Annotated in this window: 17 protein-coding genes and 2 pseudogenes; 4 read left to right on the top strand and 15 right to left on the bottom strand. The window is 62.9% G+C overall.

The window, feature by feature from the left end:
• Positions 1–84 precede the first annotated feature (84 nt).
• Complete coding sequence (locus LU688_RS25330; RefSeq protein ID WP_104443889.1) at positions 85–1,263, bottom strand: integrase core domain-containing protein; 1,179 nt, start codon at positions 1,261–1,263, stop codon at positions 85–87.
• Between the two features lie 392 nt (positions 1,264–1,655).
• On the opposite strand from LU688_RS25330, the gene LU688_RS25325 reads away from it, so the two are divergent.
• The gene (locus LU688_RS25325) at positions 1,656–2,681 is read left to right on the top strand and encodes an IS110 family RNA-guided transposase (RefSeq protein WP_160291352.1); all 1,026 of its coding nucleotides are present in this window, start codon (positions 1,656–1,658) and stop codon (positions 2,679–2,681) included.
• Between the two features lie 572 nt (positions 2,682–3,253).
• Here the strand turns inward: LU688_RS25325 and LU688_RS28100 are convergent.
• From LU688_RS28100 to ubiE, 13 genes and pseudogenes are all read right to left on the bottom strand, one after another.
• Positions 3,254–3,958, bottom strand: coding sequence for a methyl-accepting chemotaxis protein (locus tag LU688_RS28100; RefSeq protein ID WP_371041592.1), 705 nt, complete (start codon positions 3,956–3,958; stop codon positions 3,254–3,256).
• A gap of 198 nt (positions 3,959–4,156) precedes the next feature.
• Positions 4,157–5,197 (bottom strand): annotated as a pseudogene (locus LU688_RS28095) (methyl-accepting chemotaxis protein); the annotation flags it as partial.
• 155 nt (positions 5,198–5,352) lie between these two features.
• A complete protein-coding gene (locus tag LU688_RS28090) occupies positions 5,353–6,057 on the bottom strand; it encodes a methyl-accepting chemotaxis protein (protein ID WP_434784948.1) in 705 nt (234 codons plus the stop codon).
• 198 nt (positions 6,058–6,255) lie between these two features.
• Positions 6,256–7,269: pseudogene (locus tag LU688_RS28085) on the bottom strand (methyl-accepting chemotaxis protein); the annotation flags it as partial.
• A 99-nt stretch (positions 7,270–7,368) separates the two neighbouring features.
• Entirely contained in the window at positions 7,369–8,076 is a 708-nt protein-coding gene (locus LU688_RS25310) for a 16S rRNA (uracil(1498)-N(3))-methyltransferase (protein ID WP_104444793.1), read from the bottom strand.
• Positions 8,073–8,864 (bottom strand): twin-arginine translocase subunit TatC, encoded by a 792-nt coding sequence (tatC, locus tag LU688_RS25305; protein ID WP_094012335.1) that lies wholly within the window; start codon positions 8,862–8,864, stop codon positions 8,073–8,075. Before tatC ends, LU688_RS25310 begins: the two co-directional genes overlap by 4 nt.
• Positions 8,861–9,229, bottom strand: coding sequence for a Sec-independent protein translocase protein TatB (tatB, locus tag LU688_RS25300; RefSeq protein ID WP_023632587.1), 369 nt, complete (start codon positions 9,227–9,229; stop codon positions 8,861–8,863). Before tatB ends, tatC begins: the two co-directional genes overlap by 4 nt.
• Positions 9,230–9,232: 3 nt before the next feature.
• A complete protein-coding gene (locus tag LU688_RS25295; protein WP_038706932.1) occupies positions 9,233–9,505 on the bottom strand; it encodes a twin-arginine translocase TatA/TatE family subunit in 273 nt (90 codons plus the stop codon).
• Between the two features lie 77 nt (positions 9,506–9,582).
• The gene (locus LU688_RS25290) at positions 9,583–9,918 is read right to left on the bottom strand and encodes a phosphoribosyl-ATP diphosphatase (protein ID WP_023632586.1); all 336 of its coding nucleotides are present in this window, start codon (positions 9,916–9,918) and stop codon (positions 9,583–9,585) included.
• A 1-nt stretch (position 9,919) separates the two neighbouring features.
• Entirely contained in the window at positions 9,920–10,312 is a 393-nt protein-coding gene (hisI, locus tag LU688_RS25285; RefSeq protein WP_023632585.1) for a phosphoribosyl-AMP cyclohydrolase, read from the bottom strand.
• Between the two features lie 73 nt (positions 10,313–10,385).
• Positions 10,386–11,999: a ubiquinone biosynthesis regulatory protein kinase UbiB gene (gene ubiB, locus LU688_RS25280; RefSeq protein WP_038706931.1), complete on the bottom strand. Its 1,614-nt coding sequence runs from the start codon at positions 11,997–11,999 to the stop codon at positions 10,386–10,388.
• Positions 11,996–12,619 (bottom strand): ubiquinone biosynthesis accessory factor UbiJ, encoded by a 624-nt coding sequence (locus LU688_RS25275; protein ID WP_038706930.1) that lies wholly within the window; start codon positions 12,617–12,619, stop codon positions 11,996–11,998. Before LU688_RS25275 ends, ubiB begins: the two co-directional genes overlap by 4 nt.
• A complete protein-coding gene (gene ubiE / locus LU688_RS25270; protein WP_023632556.1) occupies positions 12,619–13,389 on the bottom strand; it encodes a bifunctional demethylmenaquinone methyltransferase/2-methoxy-6-polyprenyl-1,4-benzoquinol methylase UbiE in 771 nt (256 codons plus the stop codon). Before ubiE ends, LU688_RS25275 begins: the two co-directional genes overlap by 1 nt.
• A 125-nt stretch (positions 13,390–13,514) precedes the next feature.
• Between ubiE and LU688_RS25265 the strand changes: the two genes are divergently transcribed.
• From LU688_RS25265 to LU688_RS25255, 3 genes are all read left to right on the top strand, one after another.
• A complete protein-coding gene (locus LU688_RS25265; RefSeq protein ID WP_023632555.1) occupies positions 13,515–13,790 on the top strand; it encodes a polyhydroxyalkanoic acid system family protein in 276 nt (91 codons plus the stop codon).
• A gap of 199 nt (positions 13,791–13,989) precedes the next feature.
• Positions 13,990–14,412 carry a phasin family protein gene (locus tag LU688_RS25260; RefSeq protein ID WP_023632554.1) on the top strand — a complete coding sequence of 141 codons (423 nt, stop codon included), beginning with the start codon at positions 13,990–13,992 and terminating at the stop codon, positions 14,410–14,412.
• Between the two features lie 10 nt (positions 14,413–14,422).
• Entirely contained in the window at positions 14,423–15,178 is a 756-nt protein-coding gene (locus LU688_RS25255; RefSeq protein ID WP_160290833.1) for a phasin family protein, read from the top strand.
• Between the two features lie 80 nt (positions 15,179–15,258).
• On the opposite strand, the gene LU688_RS25250 is transcribed toward LU688_RS25255, so the two are convergent.
• Entirely contained in the window at positions 15,259–15,873 is a 615-nt protein-coding gene (locus LU688_RS25250; protein WP_023632837.1) for a TetR/AcrR family transcriptional regulator, read from the bottom strand.
• Position 15,874: the final 1 nt, after the last annotated feature.

Below are 15,874 nucleotides of genomic sequence, written 5' to 3'. Positions count from 1 at the left end.
GTGAGGGGACCCCGGAGCGAAGCGTAGGGGCCGGATGAATGGAGCGATGTACGGATCACCCACATGGGTTACACAAAAGTTCACTCACATAGGTGACGACACCTTGAGTGTTACATAACCATCAGTGGCATCCCGCACATCGACTCTGCCAAGGATGATGGGACCGAAAATAACATCCCAGACGCCATCCCCAACCTGCTCCAGTCCAATGGTCTGGTGCTTGAGCACATAACCTACGTAGATCCTCAAGCCCCGGCGATTGATGATGCCGGAGCTATCAGCCGGCAAGCTCTCGATATGACTGGGATAGGTCATTTCGGGGAGCTTTTCAGGGAATGGGCGTGGAGATGGCTGGTAGCAAGACGCCGGTGTTTTCTGCTTCAGCGCTTCATGCAAGCGCTCGTGATTGTAGTGCTGCCGAAAGCGATCAAAGTGCCGTTGTTGAGCCTCCCAGGCCACTGCCGGCGGCGATGGGAGCGTGCTTTTGAGCGTTCGATGCATGCGCTCGTGGCGGCCATTTTGTTCAGGCCGACCAGGCGCAATGCGCTCGGGAATGATGCCTAGACGCAGCCACCAGATCGACAGCTGAGAAAGTCCCGCACGCCCCTTACTGGCAAACGGCACACCGTTATCGGTACGAATCCGCTCAGGCAAACCATTCTCTCGGAACACTTGGGTGAAAACGGCCTGGGTTTCCAGCAGGTTGGTATTGGGCATGCTGTGGCAGGCGAGCAGGAAACGACTGGCGTGATCCATGATCGTCAGCGGATAGCACCAGACGCCTGCACCTGTCAGAAATTGACCTTTGTAGTCCGCACTGAACAGCTGGTTAGGCGACTCGGCCTTCTCCAGGGGCTTGGGATAGACCGCTACACGCTGACGTAAGCGGCGTGGTTTGACCAATTGGGCTTTCTTGAGGATGTTGTAGATCGCTGTCTTCGAGGGCGGCGCCTGATCAGGGAAACGCTCCTGCAGCGCAGCCTGGATCTTTTTCGGCCCCGGTTCCGTTTCGCCTCGACTGCGCAATTCGATGATGGCTTCGCGAACTGCGGCGGGTACGACCCAATCCTGGTTCAACCGGCGGCGGCTGCGTTCTTCCAGCCCCGAAGGCCCCTCTTTCTCATATCGCTCGACCCATTTGTAGCCGGTCTTTCGGCTGATCTCGTAGGCCTGGCACAGGGCGCTGAAGCTGGGCGGCCCCTGCAGGTAATCCGCAATGAAAAGCATTTTAAGGTCCATAGGTTTCAGCTCTCGCCAAGGCATGGTCAGATCCTCGAAAACCGACCCTGCCAGTTAAAGACTGTTACCTATGTGCGTGAACTGATTTGTAACCCATGTGGGTGAGTCATACCGCGAGGATTTTTTGGTTCCTTTTTGATCCTTCAAAAAGGGACCCGCCGTAAGGGCGGAAAGGTGATTAAGCGTCACCATCGCAAATGAATGCGAATATAACTTTCAAAACACACATTGTTTAAGTCAAAGTCAAAGTCAAAGTCAATTGGCATCGGTTTTTATAGTTTTAAGTGCATTCATTTGCGATGTCGACGCACAGTCACCTTTCCGCCCTTACGGCGGCTTACTTAATGAGATGGTCACCCCGGCACCCTGCGAGGCGTACGCTTTCGCAGGGTGTTTTTTCTTCGGAGACCGTCATCATGAACAACGTGACACTGATCGGCATCGACATCGGCAAACATGTCTTCCACCTGCATGCCCAAGACAAGTTCGGCAAAGAGGTATCGCGCAAGAAGTGTTCAAGGCCGCAGATGATGCGGTTTCTGGCCAATCATCCTCTTTGCACGGTGGTGATGGAGGCCTGTGCCGGCTCGCACTGCCTGGCCCGAGAAATCAAAGCGATGGGGCATGAAGCCAAGCTGATCTCTCCCCAGTTCGTTAGGCCTTTCGTCAAGAGCAACAAAAACGACTTCGTTGATGCGCAAGCCATCTGCGAAGCCGCTTCCCGACCTTCCATGCGCTTTGTGACGCCAAAATCGCCTGAGCAGCAAACACTCTCTGTTTCTCATCGGATGCGTGAGTCATTGATCCGCGACCGAACCAAGACGGTGAACCAGATGCATGGGTTCCTGCTCGAGCTCGGTGTGAGCCTGCCGACCGGACTGGCGGTAATCAAACGCCTCGCTTCAGTGCTTGAAGAGCACGACCTGCCTGTACGTCTCGTTGCACTGCTGCAGCGCCTGCATGAGCATTTCGTCTACCTGAGCGAGCAGATCAAGGTGTTGGACGAAGAGCTGGCGAGCCAGCTGGCTGACGATGATCTAGGTAGCCGTTTGCTGACTATCCCGTGTGTCGGGCCGATCACCGCCAGCCTGCTGGCTGTGGAAATGGGTGACGCGCAGCAATACGGCAGTAGCCGGGACTTTGCTGCCTCTGTAGGTCTGGTGCCCCGCCAGTACAGCACTGGTGGTAGGCCAGCTTTGCTGGGGATCAGCAAGCGCGGCGACAAGAACCTTCGACGCTTGTTGGTGCAGTGCGCACGGGTTTACCTGATGCGTTTGAAGTACCAGAAAGGCCCATTGGCCGATTGGGTGTGTTCACTGCTCGCGCGACGTCACTCCAATGTGGTGGCCTGCGCGTTGGCCAACAAACTGGCACGCATTGCGTGGGCCATTACCACTCGGCATACGCAATACAAAACGGAGCCAGACGCCATGAACGCCTGACCCCGTAGTGCTGCACCGTGTTTCACCATCAGGTTTTGCGATAGCTGAACAACAGATGAAATAAACGGCCGATCGGCCTGGCGATGATCCTGAACGACCAATTGGCTCTTGGAAGCCGCTTACTTTATTAGGATCGCCAGGCGCGAATGCTCATCGTGGCGCGGGATACGAGCCCAATAGACGCCGGATAGATTGAAGCAAGCCATCCATTCCATCTGATGAACAGTATTGCAAAAAATGGGGTGACCATAGATTGGTCGTGGCCAAAGTAAGCAAAGCCGTGGCGCTCCATTCATCCGGCCCTCCGCTTCGCTCCGGGTCCCCTCACTCCGGTCTTGCTCCCGGGAGGACCGCGCTGAACGCCCCATCCTGGGGCGCAGCGCTTGACGGGCATCCATGCCCGTCACCTCCCTCCGCAAGACCTGCGTTCGGCCTCCTGAAGTCGCGAAGTTACGGGCGGCGCCTGGGCTGACGCAGCTGTCGCTAGTGGGCTGGGGGGAACCTTCTGATCGCCAAAGCCAAAGCCAAAGCCAAAGCCCGGGGCTGGAGATTTGAACGCACGGCCGGAAGGCCTAAAGGCTGAACCGCCCCACCATGCCCCGCAACTGCTGCCCCAAGTGCTCCAGTTCCCCGCTCGAAGCCGCCGTCTGCTCACTGGCCGCACTGGTCTGATCCGATACATCGCGCACATTGATCACGCTGCGGTTGATCTGCTCGGCAACCACGCTCTGTTGCTCGCTGGCCGTGGCGATCTGTTGGTTCATGCCCTGGATGCTCGATACCGTTTCGGTGATCTGCCCCAGCGCGGCACCCGCCTTGCGGCTGAGCTCGACACTCTGCCCGGTCAGGCTCTTGCTGTCGTCGAGCAAGCCGGTGACCTCGTCGGTACCTCGATGCAGGCTGTCGATCAGTAGCTCGATTTCCTCGGTCGACTGCTGCGTGCGTTGGGCCAGGCCGCGCACTTCGTCCGCCACCACAGCGAAGCCACGCCCTGCTTCCCCCGCCCGGGCCGCCTCGATGGCTGCGTTCAGCGCCAGGAGGTTGGTCTGTTCGGACACCGACTTGATCACATCTAGAATCGATCCGATGCGCTGGCTTTCGCCGGCCAGGTGGCCCATGGCGGTGAGACAGTGGTCCATCTGGCTTGCCAGTTGCTCGATGCGGGCGATGGCTTCGGCCACCACCTGGTCGCCCAGCTGTGCCTGATGATCGGCGGTGGTTGCCGCCAGCGAGGCCTGTTCGGCGTTCTGCGCGACTTCCTGCACCGTGGCGCTCATCTGGTTCATGGCCGTGGCCACCTGATCGGTCTCTTCGCGCTGTTGGCTGATGCGCTCGCGCGTATCCACACTGGCGCTGGCCAGCTCTGCCGCTGCCTTGGATAGCTGGCCAACGCCCTGATCGATGCCGCCGAGCAGTTCGCGAAGGCTCAAGGTCATCTCGCGCATGCTGGTTTGCAACTGGCCCATCTCGTCACGGCGGTGCACCGTCTGTACCTGGCTGAGATCGCCTCGGGCGATTCGCGCAGCCTGGGACAGCACTTGGCGTAGCGGTTGGGTGATCTGGCGGGTGATGAGCCAAGCTGAAAGTACCCCGACCAGCAGAGCCAGCACGGCCACGCTGGTCAGCAGCGAGCGCGCGGCCAGCGCCTCTTCGTCGCGTTGTTCGATCTTGCGTTCGCTAAGCTCGCCGCTGACCGTTTGCAGCTCATCGCCGATTTTTTCCATGCCATCCTGCAATTGCTCGACCTTGAGCGCGGCACCGCGATACTCCCGCAGGTTGTCGCGATAGCGGTCCAGCTCCACCTGCGGGCGTTGCGTCAGGGCACGCGGCAGGTCCAGTGGTGTGGTAGCCCGCAGCAACTGCGCCAGGCTGGTATTCGCCGCTTCCAGCGCGGCATCGCCCATCGTGGCGAAGCTGTCCCGGGGGGAGAATGCATAGGCCGGTACCAGGCTTTGCTGGCTGGCACTTTCAATATGACGTCCCAAGGTATCCATTAACCCCACCAGGCTGCCCTGTTGGCCATCCCCTGGCATTTTCAGCAGCGCCTGGGTCTGCAGTTCGTCGATCACGGTTTCGAGCACGCCGGCTTGCTTCTGCATTGCTACGCGCAAACTGTCACGACTGTCCACGCTGCTCTGCAGGGTGACGAAGTCATCCTGCAGGCGTTGCAGCAGTTGCAGCTTCTGCGCCAGCATCTGTTGCGACTGGTCGATGCTCGCGCGTTGCTGAAGGTTGCTCAGGCGGTTGTGCAACTGTTCGAGGATGCGCGAGATCCGCGTCTTGCTGGTGTCGTCGGCAAGCACCCGGTAAGTGATGCGCTCGGCCCGCAGGTCGCGGGTCAAGTCGTTGAGTTGGCCGATGTCGCTGAGCTGCTCCGAGCGCTCGATGGCGCCGTCAAGGGCGCGCCAGCCGCTGAGTGTGGTGGCCAGGGTGAGCAGCAACACCACGGTGAAGCCCAGGGCGAGCTTGAGCCCGACGCCAAGGTTGCCGAGCTGACGGTCAAGGTATCCGAACATGGCAGGTCTCCGTCCAATTGAGAAATGGCCATAGCGGGTTTTAGCCGCCATGGCCCTTGCTCATCGGCCGGGAGTCCGTCGGACTGGACCTGTAAATAGGGTAGGAAAAGTCCTTACGGGCTGAAGGGTAATGCCTACAGCCCGAAAGCCGCAGTCTAGAGCTTGAAACGTCCTACCAGACCCTGCAGGTGAGTCCCCAGGCGCGCCAGCTCGACGCTGGAGCTTGCCGTCTCCTCGCTGGCCGCGGAGGTCTGGTCGGAGATATCGCGCACGTTCATCACGCTGCGGTTGATCTCTTCGGCTACGGCGCTCTGTTGCTCGGCGGCAGTGGCGATCTGCTGGTTCATCGACTGGATCGACGACACAGTGCGGGTGATGGTGCCCAGCGAATCGCCGGCGCGGCGCGTCAGTTCCACGCTGCTGTCGGTGAGGGCACGGCTGCTGTCCATGACACCGGCCACGCGCTCGGTACCGTTCTGCAGGCTGGCAATCAGCTCTTCGATCTCTTCGGTGGACTGCTGGGTGCGCTGGGCTAGGCTGCGTACTTCGTCGGCGACCACGGCGAAGCCACGGCCCGCCTCGCCGGCACGGGCCGCCTCGATGGCGGCGTTGAGGGCCAGCAGGTTGGTCTGTTGGGCCACCGACTTGATCACATCGAGCACACTGCCGATCTTGTCGCTCTCGGCCTTTAGCTGGTTCATCGCTTCGCTGGAGTTGACCACTTCGCTGGCCAGACGCTCGATCTGGCTGATCGCCTCGCCCACCACCTTGTCACCTTCGCGGGCCTGCTGGTCGGCCATCAGTGCCGCTTCCGAGGCCTGTTCGGCGTTGCGCGCCACTTCCTGGACGGTGGCGGCCATCTCGTTCATGGCGGTGGCGACCTGGTCTGTCTCGACCTTCTGGTTGTTGACCCCGGCGCTGGTCTGCTCGGTGACCGCTGACAGTTCCTCGGCGGCGCTGGCAATCTGGGTCACGCCGTCGCCGATGCCACCGATCAGTTCGCGCAGGCCCTGGGTCATGCGTTGCATGCTGGCCTGCAACTGGCCCAGTTCGTCGCGTCGATCGCTCTTGAGATCCTGGCGCAGGTCGCCTCCGGCCACGCGTTCGGCGGCGGCGAGGGTCTGGCGCAGGGGCACGATGATCTGCCGGGTAATGGCGAACGCGGCGAGCACGCCCAGCAGCAAGGCCAGCGCCGTGGCACCGGCCAGTAGGGTCTTGGCCTGTTGGGTGCCCTGGTCGCGTACGGCGGTTTGCGAAACGGTCATTGCCTGGCTGGTGTCCAGCAGCACCTGACCCTGTGCGGACATGCGCGTCAACGCTTGCTCGCTGGCGGCCTGGGCATTGCCGAACTGCTTCACCGCGTCGCGGTAGGCGGCCAGCGCGCTGGCGGCGTCGTCCAGGCTGGCGGCGAACTCGGCGGGGAGCCTGGCGGGCAGGGCCTTGAGCACGGTCAGGGCCTGGTCGATGGCAGTGAGCGCTGTCTGCTGGAATTCGGCCTTGCCGCTATAGGTGTAGCCACGCACCTGGAAACGCGCCTGCTGCAGCAGCGCCGCGACTTGCACAGCCTCCTGGTACTGCTGGATATCGCCGCCCTGCAGCAGGCGCTGCTGGACCTTGCCGATCAGTTCGGCAGCCTTGTCGGCGCTGTCGCCCAGGGTGCCCCGGCTGGCCTCGCGACGCTGGCCGGCCTGCCTGAGCTCGGCGAAGGCTTGCTGGTACTGGCGCACGGCGCCTTGTTGCTGGTCCAGGCGCTGGCGGTCGGCGGGCAGTTCGATCTGCCCGAGCATGAACTGCACCTGGCGCTCGAGGTTGGCCAGGGCCTTCTCCAGCTCGGCCACGGAGGCGTCATCACGGTTGCGCTCATAGGCCAAGCGGGCGAGGCGCAGGTCCTGGGTGTACTGGTGGATTACCGAGATATTGCCGAGCTTGTCACCACGGCTGGTGACGCTGTCGATGCCCAGCCAACCGGTGAAGGTGATGCCCAGGGTGAGCAGTAGCACCAGGCCGAAGCCGATCCCCAACTTGCGATTGACGCTTACATTTCCCAGTGACTGGGCAAACCAACGGTACATAGACGACTCCCCGGCGCGTGGCAGTGCGGATTATTGTTTTGTTGCATAGGGCATCGGCGCACTGCGGGGAAACTTGATGAGAAAAAGCTGACTGTTTCGTCAGAAAATTCGCGAAAGCAAGGCCGTCACGGCCGTCTCCACGCGTAGGATCCTATCCCCTAATTGCACGGGCTCAAGGCCAGCCTTTCCTAGCAGCTCGACTTCATAGGGAATCCAGCCGCCCTCCGGGCCGATCGCCAGGGTTACCGGGCCTTCAACGGCCCGTGGGCAAGCGGGGTAGGGGCCAGGATGCCCGACCAGGCCGAGGGTGTCTGCGGCAATGGCGGGCAGGCGGTCTTCGACGAAGGGCTTGAAGCGCTTCTCGATGATCACCTCCGGCAGCACCGTGTCACGGGCTTGCTCCAGACCGAGAATGAGGTTTTCGCGGATGGTCTCGGGCTGGAGGAACGGCGTCTGCCAGAAGCTCTTCTCGACCTTGTAGCTGTTGACCAGGATCAGCCGCGGCACGCCCAGGGTGGCGACCGTCTGTAACAGCCGGCGCAGCATCTTCGGACGCGGCACGGCCAGCACCAGGGTAAGCGGCAGCTTGGCCGGTGGCTGCTGGTCGAAGGCTACCTGCAGTTCGGCTTCGTGATGCTCGAGGCGCACGACCTCGGCCTTGCCCATCAAGCCGTTTACGCGGCCCACGCGCAGGCTGTCGCCCACCGCCACGCGGTGGATCTCCTGCATGTGGATGAAGCGGCGATCAGCCAGGACAACACGGTCGGCCGACACGAAGTCGGCCTCTTCGAGGAGCAACAGATTCACGGTTGGGTCGCAGGCGGCTGGTCGTTGTGGTCGTTGTTCGCTTCGTCCGGCTCATGGCTGCGCTTGCGGATCAGACTGCCGCACAGCACGCCGACCTCGAACAGCATCCACATGGGCACGGCCAGGAGGGTCTGGGAGAAGATGTCCGGCGGGGTGAGGATCATGCCGACCACGAAGCAGCCGATGATTACGTACGGGCGGATCTTCTTCAGGTACTGCACGTCGACCACGCCGATCCACACCAGCAGCACCACCGCCACCGGGATCTCGAAAGCGACCCCGAAGGCGAAGAACAGAGTCATGACGAAGTCGAGGTAGCTGGAAATGTCAGTCATCATCGACACGCCTTCGGGCGTGGCGCTGGCGAAGAAGCCGAAGATCAGCGGGAACACCAGGAAATAGGCGAAGGCCATGCCGGCGTAGAACAGGAAGATGCTCGACACCAACAGCGGGATGGCGATGCGCTTCTCATGGCGGTACAGGCCGGGGGCAATGAAACCCCAGATCTGTTGCAGGATGAACGGGATTGCCAGGAACAGCGAGACGATCATGGTCAACTTGAACGGCGTCAGGAACGGCGAGGCCACGTCGGTGGCGATCATCGTCGCGTTGGCCGGCAAGTGCTCGCGCAGCGGCGCCGAGACCAGGGTGTAGATCTGCTGGGCGAAGGAGAACAGCCCGGCGAAGATCAGGAAGATGGCGGCGACGCAGCGCAGCAGGCGGGTGCGCAGCTCGGTCAGGTGCGAGACCAGCGGCATCGGCTGGTCGGTTTCCGGATTCTCGCTCATGGGGCTCGCGGCGGTTGTGGCGGTTCGGAGGGTGTTGCTGCGGCCGGCTGCGCGGGCGCTGCGTCGGCGGCAGGCGTGGCGGGCGTTTCAGCGTTTGCCGGCGGCTGTGTGGGCGGCGTCAGCGGATTGAGGATGCGCTTGGCCTCCTGCTCCATCTGCAGGATGTGCTCGTTGTGCAGCTGGCGGCGGATGTCGTCCGCGCCGATCTCGCGCTCGACTTCCATCTTGATCGCGTTGAAGCTGCGCTTGAGACGGCCAATCCATAGCCCGGCAGTGCGTGCGGCCCCCGGCAGGCGCTCGGGGCCGAGCACCAGCAGGGCGACCAGGCCGACGAGCAGCAGCTCGCTGAAACTGATACCGAACATGGGTCAGTCTTTCCGCTGCGGCTCTTGAACCGGCTGGGCCTGGCCTTCGATGGTGTGGCCCTGGGCCTGCTGCGCGGTGTTCTGCACCGGCGCAGCAGGTTGCGCCGGCGGCGGGGTCTGCTCGGCCGGCTTGACTTCTTCTTCGTTCATGGCCTTGCGGAAGCCCTTGATCGATTCGCCCAGGTCGCTGCCGAAGTTTTTCAGTTTCTTGGTGCCGAACACCAGCACCACGACGACTAGCAGGACGATCCAGTGTTTCCAGTCAAAAATACCCATTTCGTACTCCTGAAAAATGTATGTCAGCCGGAGCCGGCGCTATCGCGGGGCAAGCCCGTTCCTGTAAATACGCGCGGTCAGGCCTGTGGCTGACGGGCGGCCTTCTCGTCATGGCCGGAAAGGCCGAAGCGGCGCTCCAGTTCGTCGAGCACTGCTTGCGGATGCTGGCCCAGCGCGCTGAGCATGACCAGGCTATGAAACCACAGGTCCGCGGTCTCGTAGATGACATCGCTGTAATCCTTGCTGACGGCGGCATCCTTGGCAGCGATGATGGTCTCGATGGACTCTTCGCCGAGCTTCTCGAGTATCTTGTTCAAACCCTTGTGATGCAGGCTGGCCACGTAGCTGCTGTCGGGCGCCGCGTGCTTGCGTTCTTCCAGGACCTCGGCGAGGCGGTCTAGCGTGTCGCTCATGTCAATGTCCTGCGCTATAGATGGCGTCCGGATCCTTGAGGACCGGATCGACAATTTTCCACTGGCCGTCTTCGAACACGCGATAGAAGCAGCTTTCGCGGCCGGTATGGCAGGCGATATGGCCCAGTTGCTCGACCATCAGGATGATCACGTCGGCGTCGCAGTCCAGGCGCATTTCGTGCAGCTTCTGCACATGGCCCGACTCTTCGCCCTTGCGCCACAGCTTGCCCCGCGAGCGCGACCAGTAGATGGCGCGATGCTCGGCAGCGGTCAGGGCGAGGGATTCACGGTTCATCCAGGCCATCATCAGCACGCGCCCGGTCTTGTGGTCCTGGGCGATCGCCGGTACCAGGCCATCGCTGTTCCACTTGATCTCGTCCAGCCAGTCTTTCATCGTCGACTCCAAACCGGGCCCGCTCCCGTACCGGGCCCCTGTACGCTAGTGTGCCAGCCGGCGGCGCGGCTGGCTATCGGCGCACGATCAGGTACAGGCCCGCTGCCAGCATCAACCACGCGGGCCAGGCGGCCGGGGCGCTGAGGCTGACCGCGCCGGCCGCCAGGGTGGCACCACCGCCGAGCAGGCCGGCACCGAGCAGGCGCAGCGCCCAGTTGTCGCCGGCGCGGCGTCGCTCGGGCAGTTGCGGGTCGTGCAGGTGCGGTTGCGACAGGCGCTCGAGCAGGTCGCGGGTCATGTCGGCCAGGTGCGGCAGTTGCTCGGCCTGGCTGTAGAGGTTGCCGATTACCGCCTTGGGGCTCATGCGCTCGCGCATCCAGCGTTCGAGGAAGGGCTTGGCGGTGCTCCACAGATCCAGGTCGGGGTAGAGCTGGCGACCCAGGCCTTCGATATTGAGCAGGGTCTTCTGCAGCAGCACCAGTTGTGGCTGGACTTCCATGTTGAAGCGCCGGGCCGTCTGGAACAGGCGCATCAGCACCTGGCCGAAGGAGATATCCTTGAGCGGTTTTTCGAAGATCGGCTCGCACACCGTGCGGATCGCCGCTTCGAATTCGTTGACCTTGGTCTGCGCCGGTACCCAGCCCGAATCGATGTGCAGCTGGGCCACGCGGCGGTAGTCGCGCTTGAAGAAGGCGATCAGGTTGCGGGCCAGGTAGTCCTGGTCCTCGGCGGTGAGGCTGCCGACGATACCGCAGTCGATGGCGATGTATTGCGGGCTCCACGGCTTGACCGTGCTGACGAAGATGTTGCCCGGGTGCATGTCGGCATGGAAGAAGCTGTCGCGGAACACCTGGGTGAAGAACACCTCGACGCCGCGTTCGGCCAGCATCTTCATGTCGGTGCGCTGGTCGGCCAGCGTCGCCATGTCGGTGACCGGCACGCCGTAGATGCGCTCCATCACCAGTACCTTGGGCCGGCAGAAGTCCCAGTAGACCTGGGGCACGTACATCAGCTCTGAGCCTTCGAAGTTGCGCCGCAGCTGGCTGGCGTTGGCGGCCTCGCGCAGCAGGTCGAGCTCGTCGTAGATGGTCTTTTCGTAGTCGCCGACGATTTCCACCGGGTGCAGGCGACGGGCATCGGCCGAGGCGCGCTCGGCGGCCTTGGCGATCAGGAACAGCCAGGCCAGGTCCTGGGCGATGACCGGTTTCAGGCCCGGGCGCACCACCTTGACCACCACTTCCTCGCCGCTCTTCAGGCGGGCGGCGTGTACCTGGGCCACCGAAGCCGAGGCCAGCGGCTCGACGTCGAAACGGCTGAACACCTCGCCCACCTTGGCGCCGAGCTGTGCTTCGATCAGCGCCACGGCATGCTGCGGGTCGAACGGTGGCACGCGGTCCTGCAGCAGCATCAGCTCGTCGGCGATGTCGGTGGGCAGCAGGTCGCGGCGGGTGGAGAGCAACTGGCCGAACTTGATGAAGATCGGCCCCAGGTCCTGCAGCGCCAGGCGCAGGCGTGCGCCGCGGCTCAGCTCCAGGGGCTTGCGCGGCAGCCAGCGCCAGGGCATCAGCAGGCGCAGGCTGGCCAGCCACCAGGGCAGCAGGGGTTGTTCGAACAGCAGGTCATCGAGGCGGTAGCGGATCACGACGCGCTGGATGCGCAACAGACGGCGGACGGCGAGCAGCTTCATGCGTTATCGCTGGTATCAAGAGTGTGGGCGAGGCGGCGCAGGCGTGCCTCGAGGCGTTCGATATCGACCTTCAGCGCATCGAGCTCGCTGAATGCCGCTTCGGCTTCGCGTTTGCCGACCAGGGTACGCGATTCCTCCGCCAGGTACTCGGAGAGATTCTCGCCGAAGCGGGCCAGGCCCTGGCGGGTCCAGCGCGCACGCAAGCGCAGGTGGCCGGCGATCAGTGCGGTGGGGACCGGCCCCAGCCAACGCTGCAGTTCGTGTTCCCAGTCCAGTTCCAGGTCCTGCAGGATGCCGAACAGGTCGAGCAGCACGGCGCTGTCGCCATGCAGCTCGACCTGGGGGCTGTGCAGCACCGCGGTCTTGTCTTTGGCCAATGCCAGCTGCGCCAGGCGCCCGGCGGGGGCGCGCAGGGTGCAGTCGACCTCGCTTTCCCAGTGGGCGGCGAGCATCAGGCCTTCCTCGTCGGGCAGCACGAACAGCTTCAGGGCCGGCTGCACGCAGTCGATCTCGATCACCTTGCCTTCCAGCGCCGCCAGGCGCGGGAGGGCGGTGCTGTCCAGGCGCAGGACACGGTTGAGCCCGTGCTCGACGCTGGCGAGCAGGCCGGCCAGGAGCATCAGGGCTTGATCCCCCGGTGCACGGCGACGATACCGCTGGTCATGTTGTGGTAGGTGACGCGGTCGAAGCCTGCCTCGACCATCATGCTCTTGAGCGTCTCCTGGTCGGGGTGCATGCGGATCGATTCGGCCAGGTAACGGTAGCTTTCCGAGTCGTTGGTGATGAGCTTGCCGGCCAGCGGCATGAAGGCGAACGAGTAGGCGTCGTAGGCCTTGGACATCAGCTTGTTGGTCGGCTTGGAGAATTCCAGGATCAACAGGCGGCCACCGGGCTTGAGCACGCGCAGCATGGAGCGGATGGCCGCATCCTTGTGCGTCACGTTGCGCAGGCCGAAGGCGATGGTCACGCAGTCGAAGTGGTTGTCCGGGAACGGCAGCTTTTCAGCGTCGGCCTGGACGAACTCGATATTGCCCGACACGCCGCGGTCGAGCAGGCGGTCGCGGCCGACCTTGAGCATCGATTCGTTGATGTCGGCCAGCACCACCTGCCCGGTCGGGCCGACCAGGCGCGAGAACTTGGCGGCCAGGTCGCCCGTGCCACCGGCGATGTCCAGCACGCGGTTGCCGCTGCGCACCCCGGACAGCTCGATGGTGAAGCGCTTCCACAGGCGGTGCATGCCGCCGGACAGCACGTCGTTCATCAGGTCGTACTTGGCGGCCACCGAGTGGAACACCTCGGCGACTTTCTTCGCCTTCTGGCTCTCGGGAACGTCCTGGTAGCCGAAGTGGGTGGTGGGTTCGGCGTGGTCGCCTTTGCGCTGGTCGGTCATATCGCTTCACCAGAAAAAAATTACGGCCATTCTAGGGGCTACGGGCGGATTTGTCTTGGCGGGGTGTGTCATGCAAAGGGGGCGGGCATAATGGCGATTATGTATTCATATCCAGGATCACCCGCATGACCCAGATCAGCGTCGAACGCAAACACACCCTCGGCCGTGAAGCCGCTCGCGCCAAGGCCGAGGCGCTGGTGGACAAGCTGACCCGCGAATACGACCTCAAGGCCAGCTGGAACGGTGATCGCGTCGATGTGAAACGCAGCGGCGCCAACGGCAGTGTGCATATCGGTGAGGACACCATCCGCGTCGAGCTCAAGCTGGGCATGATGCTGTCGATGATGAGCGGCACCATCAAGGGCGAGATCGAGCGGGCCCTGGACAAGGCGCTGGCCTGAGGTCACGGGTTCCTTGGCGTTTGTGGGAGCAGGCCTTGTGGAAGCAGGTATCGCGGGGCAAGCCCGCTCCCACGCAAACGCAAACGCTGCATGACTCCACCTTAGGGTGAGGATTCTAATTTTTCCGCCTACCTTCACGCTCAAGCCCTACCACCCCGGGCAGTTCCTCCCTCCCTTAAATGAGCATGAGGTGCAGAGCATGGCCAAAGTGAATCTCAAGCAGAAAGACGACGCCCAAGGCAGCACGCTGGGCGAGGTGCGCGGCTACGCCCGCAAGATCTGGCTGGCGGGCATCGGTGCCTACGCCCGTGTCGGCCAGGAAGGCTCCGACTACTTCAAGGAGTTGGTAAAAGCCGGCGAAGGCGTCGAGAAGCGCGGCAAGAAACGCCTCGACAAGGCTGTCGAAGCCGCCAATACCCAGATCGACGAAGCCACCCAGGAAGTCACCCGCGTGCCCGGCCGGGTCGAGGCGCAGCTGGACAAAATCGAACGCGCCTTCGACGCCCGTGTCGGTCGCGCCTTGAATCGCCTCGGCATTCCGTCTAAACATGACGTTGAGGCGTTGTCCATCAAGCTTGAACAGCTGCACGAGCTGCTCGAGCGCGTCGCGCACAAACCATAAGGAGAGCAGGATGGCTGGCAAGAAGAACACCGAGAAAGAAGGCAGCTCCTGGATCGGCGGAATCGAGAAGTACTCCCGCAAGATCTGGTTGGCTGGCTTGGGTATCTACTCCAAGGTCGACCAGGACGGTCCGAAGCTGTTCGATTCGCTGGTGAAAGACGGCGAGAAGGCCGAGAAGCAGGCGAAGAAAACCGCCGAAGACGTGGCTGAAAGCGCCAAGTCGTCGACCAATTCGCGAGTGTCGGGCGTGAAGGATCGTGCGCTGGGCAAGTGGAGCGAGCTGGAGGAAGCCTTCGACAAGCGCCTGAACAGCGCCATCTCGCGCCTGGGCGTGCCCAGCCGCAATGAGATCAAGGCCCTGCACCAGCAGGTCGATTCGCTGACCAAGCAGATCGAGAAACTGACCGGTGCCTCGGTCACCCCAATTTCCAAGACCAGCGCCAGCAAGACGGCCGCCAAACCGTTGGCCAAGGCAGCAGCCAAGCCAGCAGCCAAGACCGCTGCAGCAAAACCTGCGGCGAAACCTGCGGCGAAAACCGCCGCCGCGAAGCCGGCTGCCAAGGCCGCGGTCAAGCCTGTTGCGGCAAGACCTGCAGCAAAACCTGCTGCGGCGAAGAAGCCGGCCGTGAAGAAAGCGACGCCAGCCAAGCCTGTCGCCGCCAAGCCGGCTGCACCGGCGCCTGCTGCCACCGCTGCCCCGGCACCGAGCGCGGCGCCGGCTGGCAACACGCCGTCGGCACCGGTGAGCACAGGCTCCCAGGCCTGACATCGCGTCGCACGGATCGCGGGGCAAGCCCGCTCTCACGAAGCCAAGCACTCGTGGGGCGAACTTGCCCCGCGAGTGCTTCAGCCTTCCAGATAACGCATTGCCAGCTGCTCCGCCGCCATCCGCGCCGGGGGCTGCAGGTGCGGCGCTACCAGCATCATCACCTGGTACACCACCACGCCGACATCGCCCTCGCGGCCAAGCACGCGCTGATAATCAAGCGAGCACATCAGGGTCAGGGTGATCTGTTCCACCAATTGCCCCAGTGCCTGGGTCTCGCTGGTCACCTGGCCTTGGCCCTTGAGACTGGCCAGCAGCGCGGCCAAGGTGCGCTTGAGGGCGTTGATCAGGCTGCGCATGCCCCGCGCCAGCTTGGGCAGGCGCCCGGTCAGGTTGGACAGGTCCTGGAACAGGAAACGGTACTGGGCCATGCGTTCGACGATCAGGTGCAGGAACAGCCAGTAGTCCTCGGCATCCAGGCGTACGTCCAGCGGCGGGTCGAGCAGTGGCATCAATTGCTCTTCGAAACGCTCGAACAGGCCGATCACCAACGGCTCCTTGCCGTGGAAGTGGTAGTAGAGGTTGCCAGGGCTGATCCCCAGTTCGTTGGCGATCTCCAGGGTCGAGACGTTCGGTTCGCCCTGGCGGTTGAACAGCTGCAAGGCACATTCGAGGATTCGGTCGCGGGTCTTCATC

This window comes from Pseudomonas soli (assembly GCF_021283165.2).
GTDB lineage: Bacteria > Pseudomonadota > Gammaproteobacteria > Pseudomonadales > Pseudomonadaceae > Aquipseudomonas > Aquipseudomonas soli.
This window is presented reverse-complemented; position numbering and strand designations above follow the sequence as displayed.